Genomic DNA, 16,024 nt, shown 5'->3' on the forward strand with positions numbered 1-16,024 from the left:
TAAGATGGCTTTAAGCACAGAAGAATTGAGCACAGTGATACCTGATTATACGGTGGACGGGATTGGAGAAGTTTGCCCTCACACCTTGAATATCGCATTAAAAGCATTGAAAAAAGCAAAGCCAGGTGAAATCGTCATGGAAGTGACGGATCACTCCATCGCGACGAAAACTATTCCCGCAGCTGTAAAAATGAACAAAATCGCTGAAGTATTAGGTATCGTATCTGAGAACGGCGAGTATAAAATCTACCTGAAAAAGTTGTAACGCAGAGAGGAATCGATACACATGTTTTTTATCTTGGATATGTTCATCCTTGCTGGAATATTCGGCTTTCTATACGGTTTTCTGCTGCAAAAAGCAGATTTCTGTTTCACAGCATCGTTCCGTGACTGGATCAGTGTCCGAGATAGTCGAATCGGAAAAGGGGTCCTCGTCCTGATTGCTACCGCTATGCTCGGATTTGGACTTATGTTGACCCTTGGCTTCGCTTCGGTCAAGCAAGTCTGGTCGATGCCAATCGGCTTTTCTAACCTGATCGGCGGTATTCTGTTCGGTATCGGAATGACGATTGCCGGCAGCTGTGCTTCCGGTGCCCTATATCGTGCAGGTATGGGATACATCCAGTTCTGGATTGTCATCGCCTGTATGATTGCCGGGAACCTGTTGTTTGCTCTTGTATATGATCCATGGGCAGCCGACTATGTCATGGAGCCATTAGCATTGACCGAAGAAGGATTCAGCCTTTTCCAAATGAACCTGCCATTTCTGCTAATCCCTTTCCTGATAGTCGCCTTAATGCTGTTTATCGCATCTCATCAGTTTGGATGGATCGGCATATGGCAAGGTGCTAAAGAATCCTTGCAGGATATGAAAGGAAATCCACTAACGAAAAGCCACTGGGACATCCGGTTTGTTGCTGTACTGCTAGGGATACTTGCAACCATTCAATTTGTAGTCATGTCTTCGATCAGCATCACAGGACCGGAAACCCGGATCGGCGGGGTACTCTTATCCTTCTTTTTCGGAGAGGATTTCATTTACCAGAACACCTACCTGAACGGCATGTTCGCAGACTTTCCAGTGATCGGACTTGGACCGGAAGAAACCCTGGTCATTTTCATGATCATCGGGGCGTTCGTCTCAGCCTTATTAAGCAAAAGCTTCCGGATCAGAAAGCCGAAAGCCTCAAGGCTTCCTTACGCCATTGGCGGCGGCTTGCTGATGGGAATATCCTCCCGGATGGCACCAGGCTGTAATATCGCCAATGTGGTAGCCGGAATGGGCGGCCTTTCCATCAGTAGTTTGATTGTCATTGTCGGTATGGCTGGCGGTGTGTTCATTGCTACAGCCTATATCTTTAAAATGCCGTTGATGTTATTCCAAAAGATGGACTTTGATTTTGATGAAAGTGCATAGTTTATTAAATAGGCAGCCTGGATCCGTACGTATGTGATTCAGGTTGTTTATTAACGTAGTCTCTGTCTTCTCTTTTACTTTATTGCAGGAAAAATACCTGCCCCCAGTGAGTTAACTCTTAAAGATGGGATTCATGATTAATTACTAATAGGCCAAAAACTGATTTAAGATGTAAAATAGGAAATCCCAACTTGGGGTTTCCTATTTTTTAAAGTCACCTCCCGTAGTTCTAATACTAAATAGAGGGATTATTTGGTGTAAATAAAATGAAGTAAGGCCTAAAAACTTTAAACGAAAACTTGTAGATAAATATGTATCTTTTGTTTATTATCATTGATTATACGAGCAATAATATCCCCGAGACGAAATCTTAAGATTTTTTTGGAACAACTTGCATTCACTTCAATCGTATTTTAGAAACTCAAATTTTGTTTCCGCTAATCAATCCCCTCTCTAATATCAATATTTTATAAAACCAAGTAAAAAAATACCAAGAGGTCAATTATTCTATTTAGAGAAATATTTTAAACAGGTAAAAGCAAAAATTTAAAACAGAGTAATAAAAATCTCTTATATGCTAGTTAATAATCAGAAAATTCTAATAAGACAAAATTATAAAAAGTTAAGTGCAAGATTTTAAAACAACAGATAGGAAATCTTCGTTAGACTTTTTAAGTGAGGAGGAACTCAATTTGGCTGAAGTGTTGCTTGTTGATAATGATAAACAGAGTCGGCATGAGTTCTGTCAGATTATTCAAGAAAGCAAGTATAATTTTCTTTCTATCTATGAATCAAGTACAGCTGATCGCGCTTTATTTCTATTAAAACAAAACAAGCCTAGTTGTATGGTTATTGATTTATCTTTGCCTGATATGGATGGAATTAAATTGGGACGAACTGCTTTGGAAATGTATCCAGATTTACCGGTGATCGTAGTGACTCACCTAAAAATGTTTAGTCTCGTACAGGATGCTATCAATGCAGGATTCTCCGCCTATTTGTTGAAAGCGCTTTCTAAAGCGGATTTAGTTGAAACATTGGAACGGGTGTTGACTCCCGAGCTGAGTAAGCAGATAAACAATATCATGAACAGAGGGCAAGGTGGGATTGTATCAGATTTAAGTAAACCGATTGAGAGTGCTATTCATATTATTCAGGAGCGTTATAACGAATCACTTACCTTGAAAGATGTTTCCGATCAGGTTTATTTGAGTCCCTCCTATTTTAGTCGGATGTTCAAAGATGAGACAGGAAAAAGTTTTGTCGAGTATCTCGCTTTTGTCAGGATGCAAAAAGCAAAGACAATGCTCCGACTGTCATCGCTTCCAATTGAAGTTATTGCTAATAATACGGGATTTACAACTGCAGGATATTTTGCAACAACATTTAAAAAGCATGTGGGAAACACACCTAGTGAATACCGTGATCAATTCTATTGGAAAAATGAATCACGAACTATTAAAGCTTGAAGGGAGATAGCTTATGCTTCCGATTTATAAGGAAATGAAACGATGTCGTGACCTAATGAAAAAAGGGGTTTTGGGTACTATCATTCGTACGGAAGGATCTACTTACCAAAAAGCTGGAGCAAAATGTTTTATTAGTGAAGATGGTTTTATAACTGGACTTGTAAGCGGAGGTTGTGTGGAAGGAGACCTAGGTGAATATGCCAAACATGTTATGGAGACTGGAAACTCCAAAAAAGTATTTTATGATTTCCGAGATGGAGGAGATGATTTATGGGGATTAGGGCTGGGTTGTAACGGTTCGATTGAAATATATTTAGAGCCGTTTTACCCTATGTCCCCTTCATCTATTCAAATCGAAGAGTTTTTTTCTCGGGCGTTAAGTAGTTCAATATGCATGATTACTATTATTTCCTCAGATAATCCAATATCAAGTGAAAAGGAACGAATAATCATTGAGGAGGAAAACTCAAGCCATAATGAGATAAAAGATGAGCGAATTAAGAATGAGTACAATAAACGTTTAAAGAATAATGAAACAGGTCTTTATAGACGTGAGGAGTTAGAAGTCTTTTTCGATTTCGTTATCCCTTCTCCTCATGTCATTGTGTTTGGGGCAGGACCAGATGCTGTGCCACTTGTTGATGGGGTAAAACGATTGAATTGGAGAGTTTCTGTCATCGATCATCGGCCAGAGTTTGTTAGTGGCTCACATTTTCCTGATGCGGATGAGCTGATTTTGAACAAAAGAGGGACCTTACCTGAAATGACATTGAACGAGCACTCGTTCATCGTTATAATGACCCACCATTTTGAACAAGACCAGCAAATACTGAGTGAGCTACTGAAAGTGAAGACAGGTTATATCGGGATCTTGGGTCCAAGGAAACGTACGTACCAGCTACTCGAAGGAATATCCAATGCCAAAGACATTTCAGAACAAGAACTGATTAATTTTTATAGTCCTATAGGGCTTGATATTAGTGCAAAAACACCGGAAGAGATTTCCTATAGCATTGTTACTGAGATGATCAATGTTCACCGCGGAGGTAATGGTATTTCACTTAAGATGACAAAGGGGCCTTATATATGGGAGCAAAAAAGAGAGGAAGAAGCATCATTGACAACATGAAAAAAAGAGAAGTCTGGGGAATTGTTTTAGCTGCAGGGTTGTCTTCTCGTATGTCCGCTCCAAAGATGCTTCTACCTTTCAAAGGTAAGACATTGATTCGTTCAGTTATTGAGAAAGCAATCAACTCCTCCTTAGATGAAGTTGTAGTAGTAGTAAACCCGGAAGTAGAGGGTCTGGTCAATGAAGCAAGAATTCCTGGTGTTCGTAAAGTGGTCTTGAACAGCAGAGCGCATATAGGGTTGTCAACTTCGGTGAAAGCAGGATTGATCGCATTGCCTGAATATGCAGAGGCTGCTTTATTCCTTCTTGGGGATCAACCTTATATAACAGAACACGAGATAAATAAAGTAATTGAAAGATATAAAAAGGCGAGGAACTCTTCCATCTTTCAATCAACTTCTTTTGGTGTCAGGGGACACCCAGTGTTGTTCCATAGAGAGCTATTTGGTGAGTTATTCAGCGTAACCGGCGATGAAGGTGGAAGATCAGTTATTAAAAAATATTATCAGCAAGTTGAGTTAGTAGAGATGAGCACAAATCACCTTTTTGATATCGATACAAAAGGTGATTATGAAAAAGTGTTGAGTGAGGAGGTTTGTTTATGACTCAATCAATAGGGACTCCTGTCAATCGAGTGGAAGATGATCGCTTATTAACCGGTCAGGGGAAGTACATGGATGATATTGGAACACCACCCAATACCGCTCAGGCTGCTATTTTGAGAAGTACGTATCCTCATGCGGATATTATTTCAATCGACACATCAGAAGCTGAAAAGGTAACTGGTGTGAAAGCAGTCATCACGGGTGAGCAAATTAAACAGTATATGAAACCTTTTAGTGTGGGTGTAAGTGCTCCTGTTAAATATTACCCGGTTGCTGTTGATAAGGTTCGTTATGTTGGAGAACCTGTAGCAGTAGTATTAGCTAAAAATCGATATATTGCTGAAGATGCGCTGGATAAAATTAAAGTGAAATATGAAGCACTCAAGCCGATTGTCGACATAGAGCAGTCCTTGGAATCTGATGCTCCGTTACTCCATGAAAATGTGGGTTCCAACATAGCGAATCATCGGACTTTCGATTACGGGGAGGTCAATCAGGCGTTCGAGCAAGCTGACCATGTAATCAAGCATAAATACCACTTCCCAAAATACTCTGCAATACCTGTAGAGACATATGGAATCCTAGCAAGCTATGAAAATAGCGAAGACTGTTATACCATCCATGCAAATTTTCACGGGCCATTTGTTATTCAGGCGGTAATGGCACAAGCATTAGGTATCCCTGGTAACAAACTAAGAATTGTAGTCCCTAAAGATATCGGGGGGAGTTATGGAATAAAAGCAGGGGCATTTCCATACATGGTTCTGTTAGCCATCACCAGTCGTATTGCTGGCTGTTCAGTAAAGTGGATTGAAGATCGGCAAGAGCATTTATCAGCAAGCTCCAGTGGGACAGACCGAGTCACTTATATAGAGGCTGCTGTAAAGAAAAGTGGCAAGGTAACGGGCTTAAGGATGAAAATGATTGACAATGTTGGTGCATATATACGAGCTCCTGAGCCTGCTTGTTTATACAGGACGCATGCTAATTCTACTGGAGCTTATGATATTCCAAACCTCCATATTGAAGCAATTGCAACCATGACTAATAAGTTGCCGACAGGACTTATAAGAGGATATGGCGGTCAAGAGCTTTATTTTCCATTAGAAAGACTGATGCAGCGAGTTGCAAAGGAACTTGTTATGGACCCTGCAGATGTCATAAGAGAAAACATAATCAAGAAGCATCAGTTTCCTTATAAGACTGCCTCCGGAGGTATATATGATAGCGGGGATTATGAAAAGGGATTTGAGCTCGCGATTGAAACCGGCAAATATACAGAGTTTAGAAGAAAGCAGCAAGAGGCAAGAAAGAAAGGGAAAATTTTCGGTGTAGGACTTGCGAATATCGTGGAGCCTTCAGGTTCAAACATGGGATACATCACGGTGGCTTTAACACCGGAGGAAAGAGCTTCTTCCCTCCCTAAATCCGGGTGTGCTGAAGCGGCAACCGTATCTATGGATCCGACGGGTAGCGTCAATGTGAGAATCAGCACTACACCATCCGGTCAAGGTCATGAAACTGTTGCAGCCCAAATCATAGCTGATGTACTTGGTATCCCTATGGATAAAGTCAATGTAGTGGCGGAATTGGATACTTCAACAAGCGCCTGGTCGATTGCATCAGGAAGTTATTCCAGTAGATTCGCATCCTTAGGATCCAGTGCAGTATTTTATGCAGCCCACAAGGTGAAATCTAAACTTTTTAAAATAGCGGCCCATCAGCTGCAGGTGGAAGCTAGTGATTTGGAATTAAAAGCAGGAAGTATTTTTGTCAAAGACAATCCGGAACAGAAGTACTCATTAAAACGTGCTGTCGGTACAGCACATTGGAACCCTCTGGCTCTGCCGGAAGGAATGGAACCAGGTATCTATGAAACTTATTATTATACAGCCAAAAATACTGAACCGCCTGATGAACAGGATTTAATCAATTCTTCAGTGACCTATGGATTTGTCTCTGACCTGGTAACGGTAGAAATTGACCCGGAAACAGCAAATGTAGAGATTATTGATTATGTGACCATCCATGATGCAGGGAAATTATTAAACCCTAAAATTGTAGATGGACAAATATTCGGCGGGCTTGCTCATGGGCTGGGTGGCGCCTTGTATGAAGAATTAGCATATGACTCAAAAGGGCAATTTTTAACTGGATCTTTTATGGATTACCTTTGCCCTACTGCCCCAGAAATGCCAAAAGTAACGATAAAGCACATGGAGACTCCTTCACCGATTACTCCACTTGGAGCCAAAGGGCTTGGGGAAGGCAATACGATGAGTGCTCCTGTAGCTGTTGCCAATGCCGTTAGTGACGCATTGTCCCCTTATAATATTGAAATTGACACACTTCCTTTAAGTCCAAATTATATATGGAGACTTTTAGCAAAGTCAGATATCTATCAAAAACACAAAGAGGTGAATGCATGATGGAAGGAAAAGGAAAAATGAGTTTGAATGCTGGGATTGAAAGGTCATGGGAAGTATTAATGGATTCAAATGTACTTGAGAAATGCATTATGGGTTGTGAAAAGCTGGAGCAGATTGAAGAAAATAAATATGAAGCAGAGCTGGCAATGGGGATTGCTGCAGTTAAAGGGAGATATTCCTCCACTATAGAGCTGGCAGAGTTAGACAAGCCTAAGCACTACAAGTTGATCGTAAAAGGGGAAGGAGGTCCTGGTACAGTAGAAGCCGTGGGTAACATTGACTTAATAGCCGAGGATGAGACCGAAACTACACTTAAGTATACTTACGATGCAGAAGTTGGTGGGAAAGTGGCCATGATAGGTCAGCGGATGCTCGGCGGTGTTGCAAAAATGATTATTCAGGACTTCTTTAAGAAATTAAAAAAAGAACTGGAAAACACAAAGCAGCATACTTGAATGGAAAGGAGGTTGAGTGATGAAACCAGCCAAATTCGATTATCACCGGCCAGATAACCTTCCTGATGCACTAAGACTTTTAGATGAAGCTGGATTTGACGGAAAGATAATAGCTGGTGGACAAAGTCTCGTCCCAATAATGAATATGCGCTTGGCAACTCCCGAGTGTCTGATCGATATCAACGGATTAACTGATCTTGACTTCATTGAGTGCAAAGACCATGTAGTCAAAATAGGTGCTATGACACGACAAAGCCAGGTAGAGGATTCTGAAGTAGTAGGACAGAATATTCCTTTACTAAAAGAAGCAGTCCCATTTATTGGACATGTGCAAACAAGGAACAGAGGCACAATTGGTGGGAGTATCGTCCATGCTGACCCGAGTGCAGAACTCCCACTTGTACTGATGACACTTGGTGGGAAAGTAAAGATTTCTTCGGGAGATGAAGAACGAATAGTTGATGCAGAAGATTTTTTTATAACCTACCTTACTACTGATTTAATGCCAACAGAGATACTAACTGAAATCCATATTCCTGTCTGGGAAGGGCAAACAGGCCATTCATTTATGGAGGTTGCTCGTCGACATGGGGATTTTGCGCTGGTGGCTGCTTCGTGTCAGATGGCCGTTGACGAGGTTGGCAGGATTGGAAACGTACGTTTAGCTTTGGGTGGTGTAGAAGCTATTCCATTTCTAATAGAAGATGCCCAAACAGTGCTCTGCGGAGAGCAGTTGACGGAGGGACTAATCGAACAACTAGCAGAAATAGTAGGGGAGAGTGTGGAGCCCGAATCAGACCTTCATGCCTCTGAAGAGTATCGACGGCATCTAGCTAAAGTGCTGACTTCGCGTACGTTACGTCAGGCATATGAAAGAGCGAGAGGGTGATAAATTTGGCGATGCAGGAAATCGAGGTCACTATCAATGGCACCAGATATGAGGAAATGGTGGAGCCTAGAATGCTCTTAAGTGACTTTTTGAGAGAGGTATGCGGACTTACTGGTACGCATGTCGGCTGCGAACATGGGGTGTGTGGAGCTTGCACGGTCGTATTAGATGATGCTGCAGTTAGAAGTTGCTTAATCTTCGCGGTGCAGGCAGACGACAGGAGTATACTTACGGTAGAAGGGCTCGCACAAAATGGAGAATTAACGACTCTGCAGAAAAACTTCAAGGAAAATCATGGACTACAATGTGGTTTTTGCACCTCAGGGATACTCATGGCAGCCACTGACTTTATTGAAAAAAAACCAGAAGCAGACAGTCAGGAAATTAAAGAAATGCTGTCAGGACATTTATGCAGGTGTACAGGCTACGATGGCATAGTAAAAGCTGTAGAGAAGACTATTGAAGAAAACAAAAATTCCGTAAAGGAGTTGAACACATGAATATTGCAAAGTTACTAGAGTTTGCAGTAGAAAGACACCCAAATAAGACTGCGGTTGTACAAGGGGATATTCGCTTGACCTATTCCCAGTTGGATTCTAAGGTGTCTCAAGTGGCTGCCTCTCTGCAACGGATAGGGGTCAAGCAACAAGACCGGGTAGTCGTTATATTAAAAAACCGGTTGGAAAATGTACTTACTTATTGGGCTTTGCAGAGGCTTGGTGCTATTTATACGCCTATTAACTTTCGATTATCGGCCAAGGAAGTCGAGTATTGCGTGAACGATGCGGAAGCGTCCGCAATCGTCTATGAAAATGTCAGTCAGGAAGCTGTCCTGAATGCAGACTTTAAAGAGCGGCCTATTCTGATAGGCGTACATGACGTAGAAGGGGCAGATATTTATTTCAAAGAGTTAGTAGAAAGGAGTCCAGTAAGCTACAAACAACCAACCGTTCAGGATGATGACATAGCCCTTATGCTTTATACCTCAGGAACGACCGGCAAGCCGAAGGGAGTTCCGAGAAGTAATAAAAATGAATATGCGTCTGCTACAGCCCACATTATACAAAACCATTATACAGTAGGTGAAAGTACCCTTGGAACGATGCCTCTTTATCACACGATGGGGATGAGATCACTGTTATCAATCGCCTTTGTCAATGGTAAGTATGTGATACTTCCCGATTTTGATGCTAACGATGCGCTTGAATTGTTAAGTGAGGAACAACTTACTTGCTTATATTTAGTTCCAACACTTTATCATGATATGTTGAACCAGCCACATTTTGAGGAATACGATCTCACTTCTTTGAAAAAATTAGGATACGCAGGGGCGTCCATGACCACTGCCTTGACAGAAAAATGTGTGAAATACTTTAAACCTGAAGTTTTCGTCAATCATTATGGAAGCACAGAAGTGTACACATTCACAATTAATCCAAATGTAAGAGAGAAGCCTGGATGCGCTGGTAAGCCTGGGTTCCATCAAAATATCCGTATAGTGAATGCTGATCCAAATGGGGGCGCCAGTCACAAGGATGTAGTGAACAAGGAAGAGGTTGGGGAGATTATTGCGAGCCTGGATTCCAGTGAAGCTTTCAAAGGGTATTGGAATCGGCCGGATGCTACAAAAAAATCGATTCGAGATGGTTGGTATTTTACTGGTGATTTAGGATATATAGATGCAGATGGAGATTTGCACGTAGTAGGTAGAGTAGATGATATGATCATCTCCGGTGGAGAAAATATTCATCCATTAGAAGTAGAAGATATTTTAGCGAAACACCCTAAGGTGTCAGAAGTTGCTATCGTCGGAGAAGAGGATAATCGTTGGGGGCAGATCGTAACTGCTTATGTAGTACCATCCGATTCATCACTTACTATTCAGGGGTTGGATGAGTACTGTAAAAACCACCCGAAGTTATCTAATTTCAAGCGACCTAGAAACTATATTTTCATTAAGGAAATACCGAAAAGTCCAGTAGGAAAGATCCTTCGCAGAAAATTACGTGAAGGGGAATTTGAATTATTTAGTGATGAGCAGGTAGTCCAGTAAGAAAATAGAAGGGAGAAATAAATATGACAACGAGTACACAATATGATCACATTCGAGTGGAAAAAAACAGGGAGGACAAAATTGCGACGATTGTTTTTGATCGACCAGAAAAAATGAACTACATCAGCATGCTCGCACGAGCTCAATTTTCTGAAATTTTCGAGGATTTAAATGCAGATGAAAATGTAAGGGTAATCGTTATTAAAGGAGAAGGTGACCAAGCCTTTAGTGCTGGGGGAAGCATTCCGCAGTTTTTGGAAGCTCATCCGGAAGAATTATCTCACTTGGCGGAAAATGTAGCAGCTCCTGAGCGTTCTCCAAAACCGGTGATTGCTCAATTGCAGGGATATACATTCGGGGTAGGTTTTGAAATCGCTATGGCTTGTGATTTTCGGATTGCTGCAGAAGATACCTTGTTAGCATTGCCTGAAATGAATTTGGGGATGATACCGGGAAGCGGTGGTACTCAACGGGTAGCACGGGCTGTTGGATTGACTAGAGCTAAAGACATGATTATGCGTGCCAGAAGAATTCCTGCCCATGAAGCTTATCAATGGGGGCTGCTCACTCAAGTAGTAGAAAAGGATCGATTAGAAGAAGAGGTAGCAAGTGTGGCTAAGGACCTTACTCGCTTCTCACCATTGGCACAACGTGTATGTAAAGAAGTATTAAATTCTGCAGAAGAAGGTCCGTTAAGTACAGGGCTGCAAATTGAAGGTAGAGCTTATGGCATGTTAAGGGGAACTGAGGATTTTAAAGAAGGTGTAGAGGCTTTCGTAGAAAAAAGAAAGCCGCAATTTACAGGAAAATAAGGGAGGCCTGCAAGGGCTTCCCTTGCAGCAGCCAGTTTTTATAACCAATAAATTCTGAATTTTCAGAAAGGTGGTAGGGGCTGTTGATGAATGAACAGAACAATCTACTTAAGAATTTGAACGTAAATACCATCAGCGCCGGGACTCTTGCAGCAATCTTTGGATGTACTGGCCCAGCTTTAATTGTCATAGGAGGAGCTCAAAATGGAGGGTTATCGCAGGCTGAAACGATTTCCTGGTTGTTTGCCATCTATTTTTTCGGCGGGTTACTTGGGCTTATTCTATCTCTGAAATATAAGCAGCCAATTGCCGGTGCATATTCTATTCCAGGGGCCGTACTTGTAGCAGGTGCACTAACCCATTTCTCCTTAAATGAAGCAGCTGGAGCTTATCTTGTTTCAGGGATTATTGTATTTATCTTAGGTATAAGTGGATTGATTGGAAAGGTTATGCATTGGCTCCCCGTTCCTATTGTCATGGCAATGATTGTAGGAGCGATGATCAGATTTGGAACAGGCATGATTACATCCGTAGAAGAAGCTCCCTTGATCGCAGGGGCAGCCATTCTTGTATATTTACTTTCATCAAGGTTTATTGCACATGTTCCTCCGATATTAACAGCATTTCTGGTCGCAGTAATTTTTGCAGGTTCAATGAACCAGTTTCAAATGGGCGCTATGGAACCCAGCTTTATTGTACCTGGTTTTGTGATACCTACATTCAGTATTGATGCTATCCTTTCGATTTCCATTCCCTTAGCATTATTGGTAATAGGTGCAGAGAATGCACAAGCGTCAGGTGTATTGATCGCTCAGGACTATAAGCCGCCGATCAATGCCATGACCATTTATAGTGGTATTGGCGGAATCATTACTTCCTTATTCGGAGGACATAATGCTAATGTTGCCGGTCCAATGACTGCTATATGCGCTTCTGAAGAAGCTGGTCAAGATAAGAAAGGTCGCTATGCTTCCGTTGTTGTGAATGGTGTGCTTTTTGCAACCTTCGGATTGTTAGCGGGGGTTGCTGTCCCATTTGTTACTGGTATGCCTTCCGTATTGATCGGGACTGTCGCAGGATTGGCAATGATTGGGGTCCTTTTAAGTTCTTTACAATCAGCTTTTTCTAATCCAAGGTTTCAAATAGGTTCCTTCTTTGCTCTTGTCATCGGTATGTCCGGGGTAAGCTTCTTTGACATCAGTTCGCCATTCTGGGCTATAGTCGGCGGTGTTCTAGTTTCCTTAATTATAGAAAAGAGAGATTTTGATGCCGTTAAACAAAGCAGAAAAGAAGATTCATCACGTACGAAAGTTGAAACAGCTTAATGTTAATTTTGAGTTCAGTTCTCCGAGAGAAAACTTTAAATAATACAATCAGGAGTGCTAATCGCAATGCGGTTCGCACTCTTTTTGTCGTCGATATATCAACATTTATGTGGATTTAACAATTCAATAATCACAATAATTAGTAACCTTTTTAAAAGCATCCATAAACCTATGTACTACTGCTGGTTGACTTGTAAAGACAAAAGTTAATTGGAGTGTTGTCTTCAATGTTAGCTTAGTGATAGTCCAAGTTTATTCTTAGGACCTTATGTTAAAATATGTATATAATTTTCGGATTTTTGTACTTAAACTAACTAGTCAGCATTGTAAAAAAAGAAGGACTCACATTACTATAGGAAGAAACTGAATGCAGAAACAGGGCCATGGCCGGTAGAGAGGAACGGTGAAGTCTGTAAATGGCTGGCATCTGATTATCGAGACACTCCTTATGTTTGCCATGAGGATGGACCAACAGAAGATTCAAAAGAGCGAGCTGGCGGAGGAGGAAGCTATCTTTCGAATGAAAGTCAATATCGCTTTACCCGTGTAAGAATTGGTCTTGGCGCCTTCCTGGCGGTCATCTGCATGTTGCTGCTCGAGAACACTATCCAGAAGACACCAGTGTTTACATCACCAAAGATTTCAAGAATTTCCTTATGGATACAGTAGACCAGACCGTGGAGCTTGTGAAGGCTGCAGCAAACGCAGTAGAAAGATAATTTTATTTTAAAATAGGTCACAGTTTCTCATGGGAGCTGTGATCTTTTTATGATAAGAAAGGGGGGTATTAACTTATATTAATTAATAAAATTTCTATTGACGTAAGCGTTTGCATGATTTATAGTTTTAGTTACAGGTAAACGATTACGCAAACGTTTACCTCGGTTTTAAATAGAAATGAGGAGTTAGCTATGGCATCAATTAAAGACGTAGCAATCAAGGCACAAGTTTCTACAGCAACGGTTTCCCATGTGATCAATGGTACTCGCTTTGTAGCTGAAGAAACGAAGGATAAGGTCTTTTCAGCTATGGAAGAACTAGATTACCGGCCTAATCGGATAGCCCGCAGTTTAAGAAGTCGTAAATCATACACCATTGGGCTCTTAGTCCCATTAGTGGCAGAAGATACATCTAATTTCTTTTTTATGTCGATTGCTAACGGGATTGAACAGGTTTTGAAAGATAACGGATATAATTTGATTTTAAGTAATTCGAATGAAGATGTAGATACCGAACGTGATCAGATAAGAGTATTTAACAGCCAGTTCATTGATGGGTTAATCATTGCCCCGGTCAATGGCGAAGATTGTAACTATGAGAAAGAGCTCTCAGGAGATTATCCGGTCGTATTCATTGACCGTCATCCTGCTGAATTAAAGGGAGATATGATACTGGTCAATAATCGTCAAGGTACCTATGAGGCTGTGACAAAGTTAATTAATAAAGGTCACCAAAAAATTGGCTTCATCACAGGATCGCTGGGGATTACGACAAGTGATGAGCGGCTGGAAGGCTATAAAGAAGCACTTGAAAACTATCAGCTTCCAATTGATGAAAACTATATGAAAGAAGGGCCGGCTACTTTCCAACAGGGATATCAGCTGGCGAAGGAATTACATGAAGCAAAGGTTACGGCACTTTTTGTCGCGAATAATGTTATGACAATGGGGGCGGTATCTTATCTGCAGGAAAAAGAAGTGAAGGTTCCAGAAGAAATGGCAATCATCGGGTACGATGATTATGATTGGATGAAAATCACCTCGCCACCGTTATCCGTAGTGAGACAGCCAGCCTTGGAGCTTGGAAAAGCAGCAGTAGAGCAATTATTGAAGAAGGTGGAAGGCTCACAGGATGAACCGGTGGAGATTATGCTGGATTCTGAGTTGATTCTAAGGGGTTCCTGTTAAAAGGCTCCTTTTCTTTTTAATCATTAGGTAAACGATTACGTAAACGTTTTTTTAAGGAGGTGTCCGCAAAACAACAAATTATTTGGGGTTTTGTAGAAAGGAAAATATGTATCAAAACAAAGGGAGGAAAGGTTAATGAAAAAATTTACGTACGTGTTTCTGGGTCTGATGCTTTTGTTGGCGTTAGCTGCCTGTTCTAATGGCAGTGGTGGAGCGGAATCAGATGGTGGTAATGCAGGCAATGAAGAGTCAGGGGGTTCGGAGACGAGTGACACAGTTGAGACTGGTGAAGTGGATACCAGTGTCGAAGCGACTGGCGACGAAGATGTAGTATTGGAATTCTGGATTCACCAAACAGGGGAAGATGAAACAAATGCTTATATAGAATTGATTGATGGTTTTAATAAAGAGCATGAGGATATCCATGTGAACGCGGAAGTCATCATAGACGATGGTGCAAGTGCTTATAGCGATAGCATTAATGCAGCTCTTGTAGCCGGGAATCTTCCGGATGTCATGGCGATTGATGGACCATACTTATCAAGTTTTGCCGATGCAGGGGTTATTCAGCCTATCGATGATTATGTTGATCAGGAAACTGTCGATCAATACGTTGATTCTATTATTCAGCAAGGAACTTATCAGGATCAATTGTATTCACTGGGTGCGATGGAAGCTTCCGTCATGCTTTACTACAATAAGGACATTTTAGAAGAAGAAGGAATCGAGCCTGCTCATTCACTGGATGAAGCCTGGTCATGGGATGAATTGTTGGAAAATTCTAAAAAGCTGACGACAGAAGACCGTTATGGGTTAAACCTGTTTATGAATTATGGTGTTGGAGAATGGCTGACATTCATGGGTGCTCCACTTGTCTGGTCTAATGGCGGTGATCTGATTTCCGAAGATGGAAAAGAAGTGGACGGGTATTTGAACAGCCCGGAAACATTAGAAGCTCTAAATTATGTCAAAGAATTGTTTGCTGAAGGCGTTGTCACGGAAAGCCCTGGTGAGATGCAGTTTGAGGAAGGAAAAGCAGCACTTGCTCTTGGTGGACCATGGATCGCAGTTTCTGCTGAAGAAGCCGGGATCAACTGGGGTATGATGCCTTATCCATATAAAGATGAGAAAGTATCTCCTTCTGGAAGTATGGCATATGCGATCACAACAAACACAGAAAACCCTGAAGAAGCAACCGAGCTGATGAAATGGATGACGAATGAAGAAGCCACGATTAAGATCTCAGAAGCCACAGGTATGCCGCCGGCTCAGGAGTCTGCATTTGAGAGTATGGATAAGTTCAATGAACTACCTTGGAGCGTGATGAAAGAGCAGGTTATTGAAACAGCACATGCCCGTCCGTCTACGCCGGCTTATCCAGTGTTAACTGATGCCTTTGCCCAATCCTTCCATGCTGCTGCGCTTGGAGAAGATGTGGAAAGCGTGGTAGAACAGCAAGTTTCACGGGTAGAACGTGAGCTGAAGCGATTCAACAAGTAAGACAGAAATCATTCAGAGCTTCCCTTGTGAAAGG

General features: G+C 41.6%; 15 protein-coding genes. All 15 read left to right on the plus strand.

Annotated elements, in window-relative coordinates:
* Positions 1–4 precede the first annotated feature (4 nt).
* The 15 genes from B9Y67_RS12825 to B9Y67_RS12890 all read left to right on the plus strand — a co-directional run bounded on the left by B9Y67_RS12825 (position 5) and on the right by B9Y67_RS12890 (position 15,990).
* Entirely contained in the window at positions 5–265 is a 261-nt protein-coding gene (locus B9Y67_RS12825; RefSeq protein ID WP_085507097.1) for a sulfurtransferase TusA family protein, read from the plus strand.
* 21 nt (positions 266–286) lie between these two features.
* A complete protein-coding gene (locus B9Y67_RS12830) occupies positions 287–1,417 on the plus strand; it encodes a YeeE/YedE family protein (protein WP_085507098.1) in 1,131 nt (376 codons plus the stop codon).
* A 701-nt stretch (positions 1,418–2,118) separates the two neighbouring features.
* Complete coding sequence (locus B9Y67_RS12835) at positions 2,119–2,886, plus strand: helix-turn-helix domain-containing protein (RefSeq protein WP_254901857.1); 768 nt, start codon at positions 2,119–2,121, stop codon at positions 2,884–2,886.
* 13 nt (positions 2,887–2,899) lie between these two features.
* Positions 2,900–4,015, plus strand: a complete 1,116-nt coding sequence (locus B9Y67_RS12840; RefSeq protein WP_085507100.1) for an XdhC family protein — start codon at positions 2,900–2,902, stop codon at positions 4,013–4,015.
* The gene (locus B9Y67_RS12845) at positions 4,012–4,620 is read left to right on the plus strand and encodes a nucleotidyltransferase family protein (RefSeq protein WP_085509175.1); all 609 of its coding nucleotides are present in this window, start codon (positions 4,012–4,014) and stop codon (positions 4,618–4,620) included. The genes B9Y67_RS12840 and B9Y67_RS12845 overlap by 4 nt, the downstream gene beginning before the upstream one ends.
* Positions 4,617–7,049, plus strand: a complete 2,433-nt coding sequence (locus B9Y67_RS12850; protein WP_085507101.1) for a xanthine dehydrogenase family protein molybdopterin-binding subunit — start codon at positions 4,617–4,619, stop codon at positions 7,047–7,049. Before B9Y67_RS12845 ends, B9Y67_RS12850 begins: the two co-directional genes overlap by 4 nt.
* On the plus strand, positions 7,046–7,504 hold the full coding sequence (locus tag B9Y67_RS12855) for an SRPBCC family protein (protein WP_254901799.1): 459 nt from the start codon (positions 7,046–7,048) through the stop codon (positions 7,502–7,504). Before B9Y67_RS12850 ends, B9Y67_RS12855 begins: the two co-directional genes overlap by 4 nt.
* 19 nt (positions 7,505–7,523) lie before the next feature.
* On the plus strand, positions 7,524–8,393 hold the full coding sequence (locus tag B9Y67_RS12860) for an FAD binding domain-containing protein (RefSeq protein WP_085507102.1): 870 nt from the start codon (positions 7,524–7,526) through the stop codon (positions 8,391–8,393).
* 5 nt (positions 8,394–8,398) lie between these two features.
* Positions 8,399–8,893 carry a (2Fe-2S)-binding protein gene (locus tag B9Y67_RS12865; RefSeq protein ID WP_176223996.1) on the plus strand — a complete coding sequence of 165 codons (495 nt, stop codon included), beginning with the start codon at positions 8,399–8,401 and terminating at the stop codon, positions 8,891–8,893.
* Positions 8,890–10,446, plus strand: a complete 1,557-nt coding sequence (locus B9Y67_RS12870; RefSeq protein ID WP_085507103.1) for an AMP-binding protein — start codon at positions 8,890–8,892, stop codon at positions 10,444–10,446. The genes B9Y67_RS12865 and B9Y67_RS12870 overlap by 4 nt, the downstream gene beginning before the upstream one ends.
* Positions 10,447–10,469: 23 nt before the next feature.
* Positions 10,470–11,258: an enoyl-CoA hydratase/isomerase family protein gene (locus tag B9Y67_RS12875; RefSeq protein WP_085507104.1), complete on the plus strand. Its 789-nt coding sequence runs from the start codon at positions 10,470–10,472 to the stop codon at positions 11,256–11,258.
* 86 nt (positions 11,259–11,344) lie between these two features.
* Positions 11,345–12,583, plus strand: coding sequence for a benzoate/H(+) symporter BenE family transporter (locus tag B9Y67_RS12880; RefSeq protein ID WP_085507105.1), 1,239 nt, complete (start codon positions 11,345–11,347; stop codon positions 12,581–12,583).
* A 403-nt stretch (positions 12,584–12,986) separates the two neighbouring features.
* On the plus strand, positions 12,987–13,133 hold the full coding sequence (locus B9Y67_RS20715; RefSeq protein WP_176223997.1) for a hypothetical protein: 147 nt from the start codon (positions 12,987–12,989) through the stop codon (positions 13,131–13,133).
* A gap of 361 nt (positions 13,134–13,494) precedes the next feature.
* Positions 13,495–14,490, plus strand: coding sequence for a LacI family DNA-binding transcriptional regulator (locus B9Y67_RS12885; RefSeq protein ID WP_085507106.1), 996 nt, complete (start codon positions 13,495–13,497; stop codon positions 14,488–14,490).
* 135 nt (positions 14,491–14,625) lie between these two features.
* Positions 14,626–15,990, plus strand: a complete 1,365-nt coding sequence (locus tag B9Y67_RS12890) for an ABC transporter substrate-binding protein (protein ID WP_085507107.1) — start codon at positions 14,626–14,628, stop codon at positions 15,988–15,990.
* Positions 15,991–16,024 lie beyond the last annotated feature (34 nt).

It is taken from the genome of Thalassobacillus devorans, assembly GCF_900176565.1.
GTDB lineage: Bacteria > Bacillota > Bacilli > Bacillales > Halobacillaceae > Thalassobacillus > Thalassobacillus devorans_A.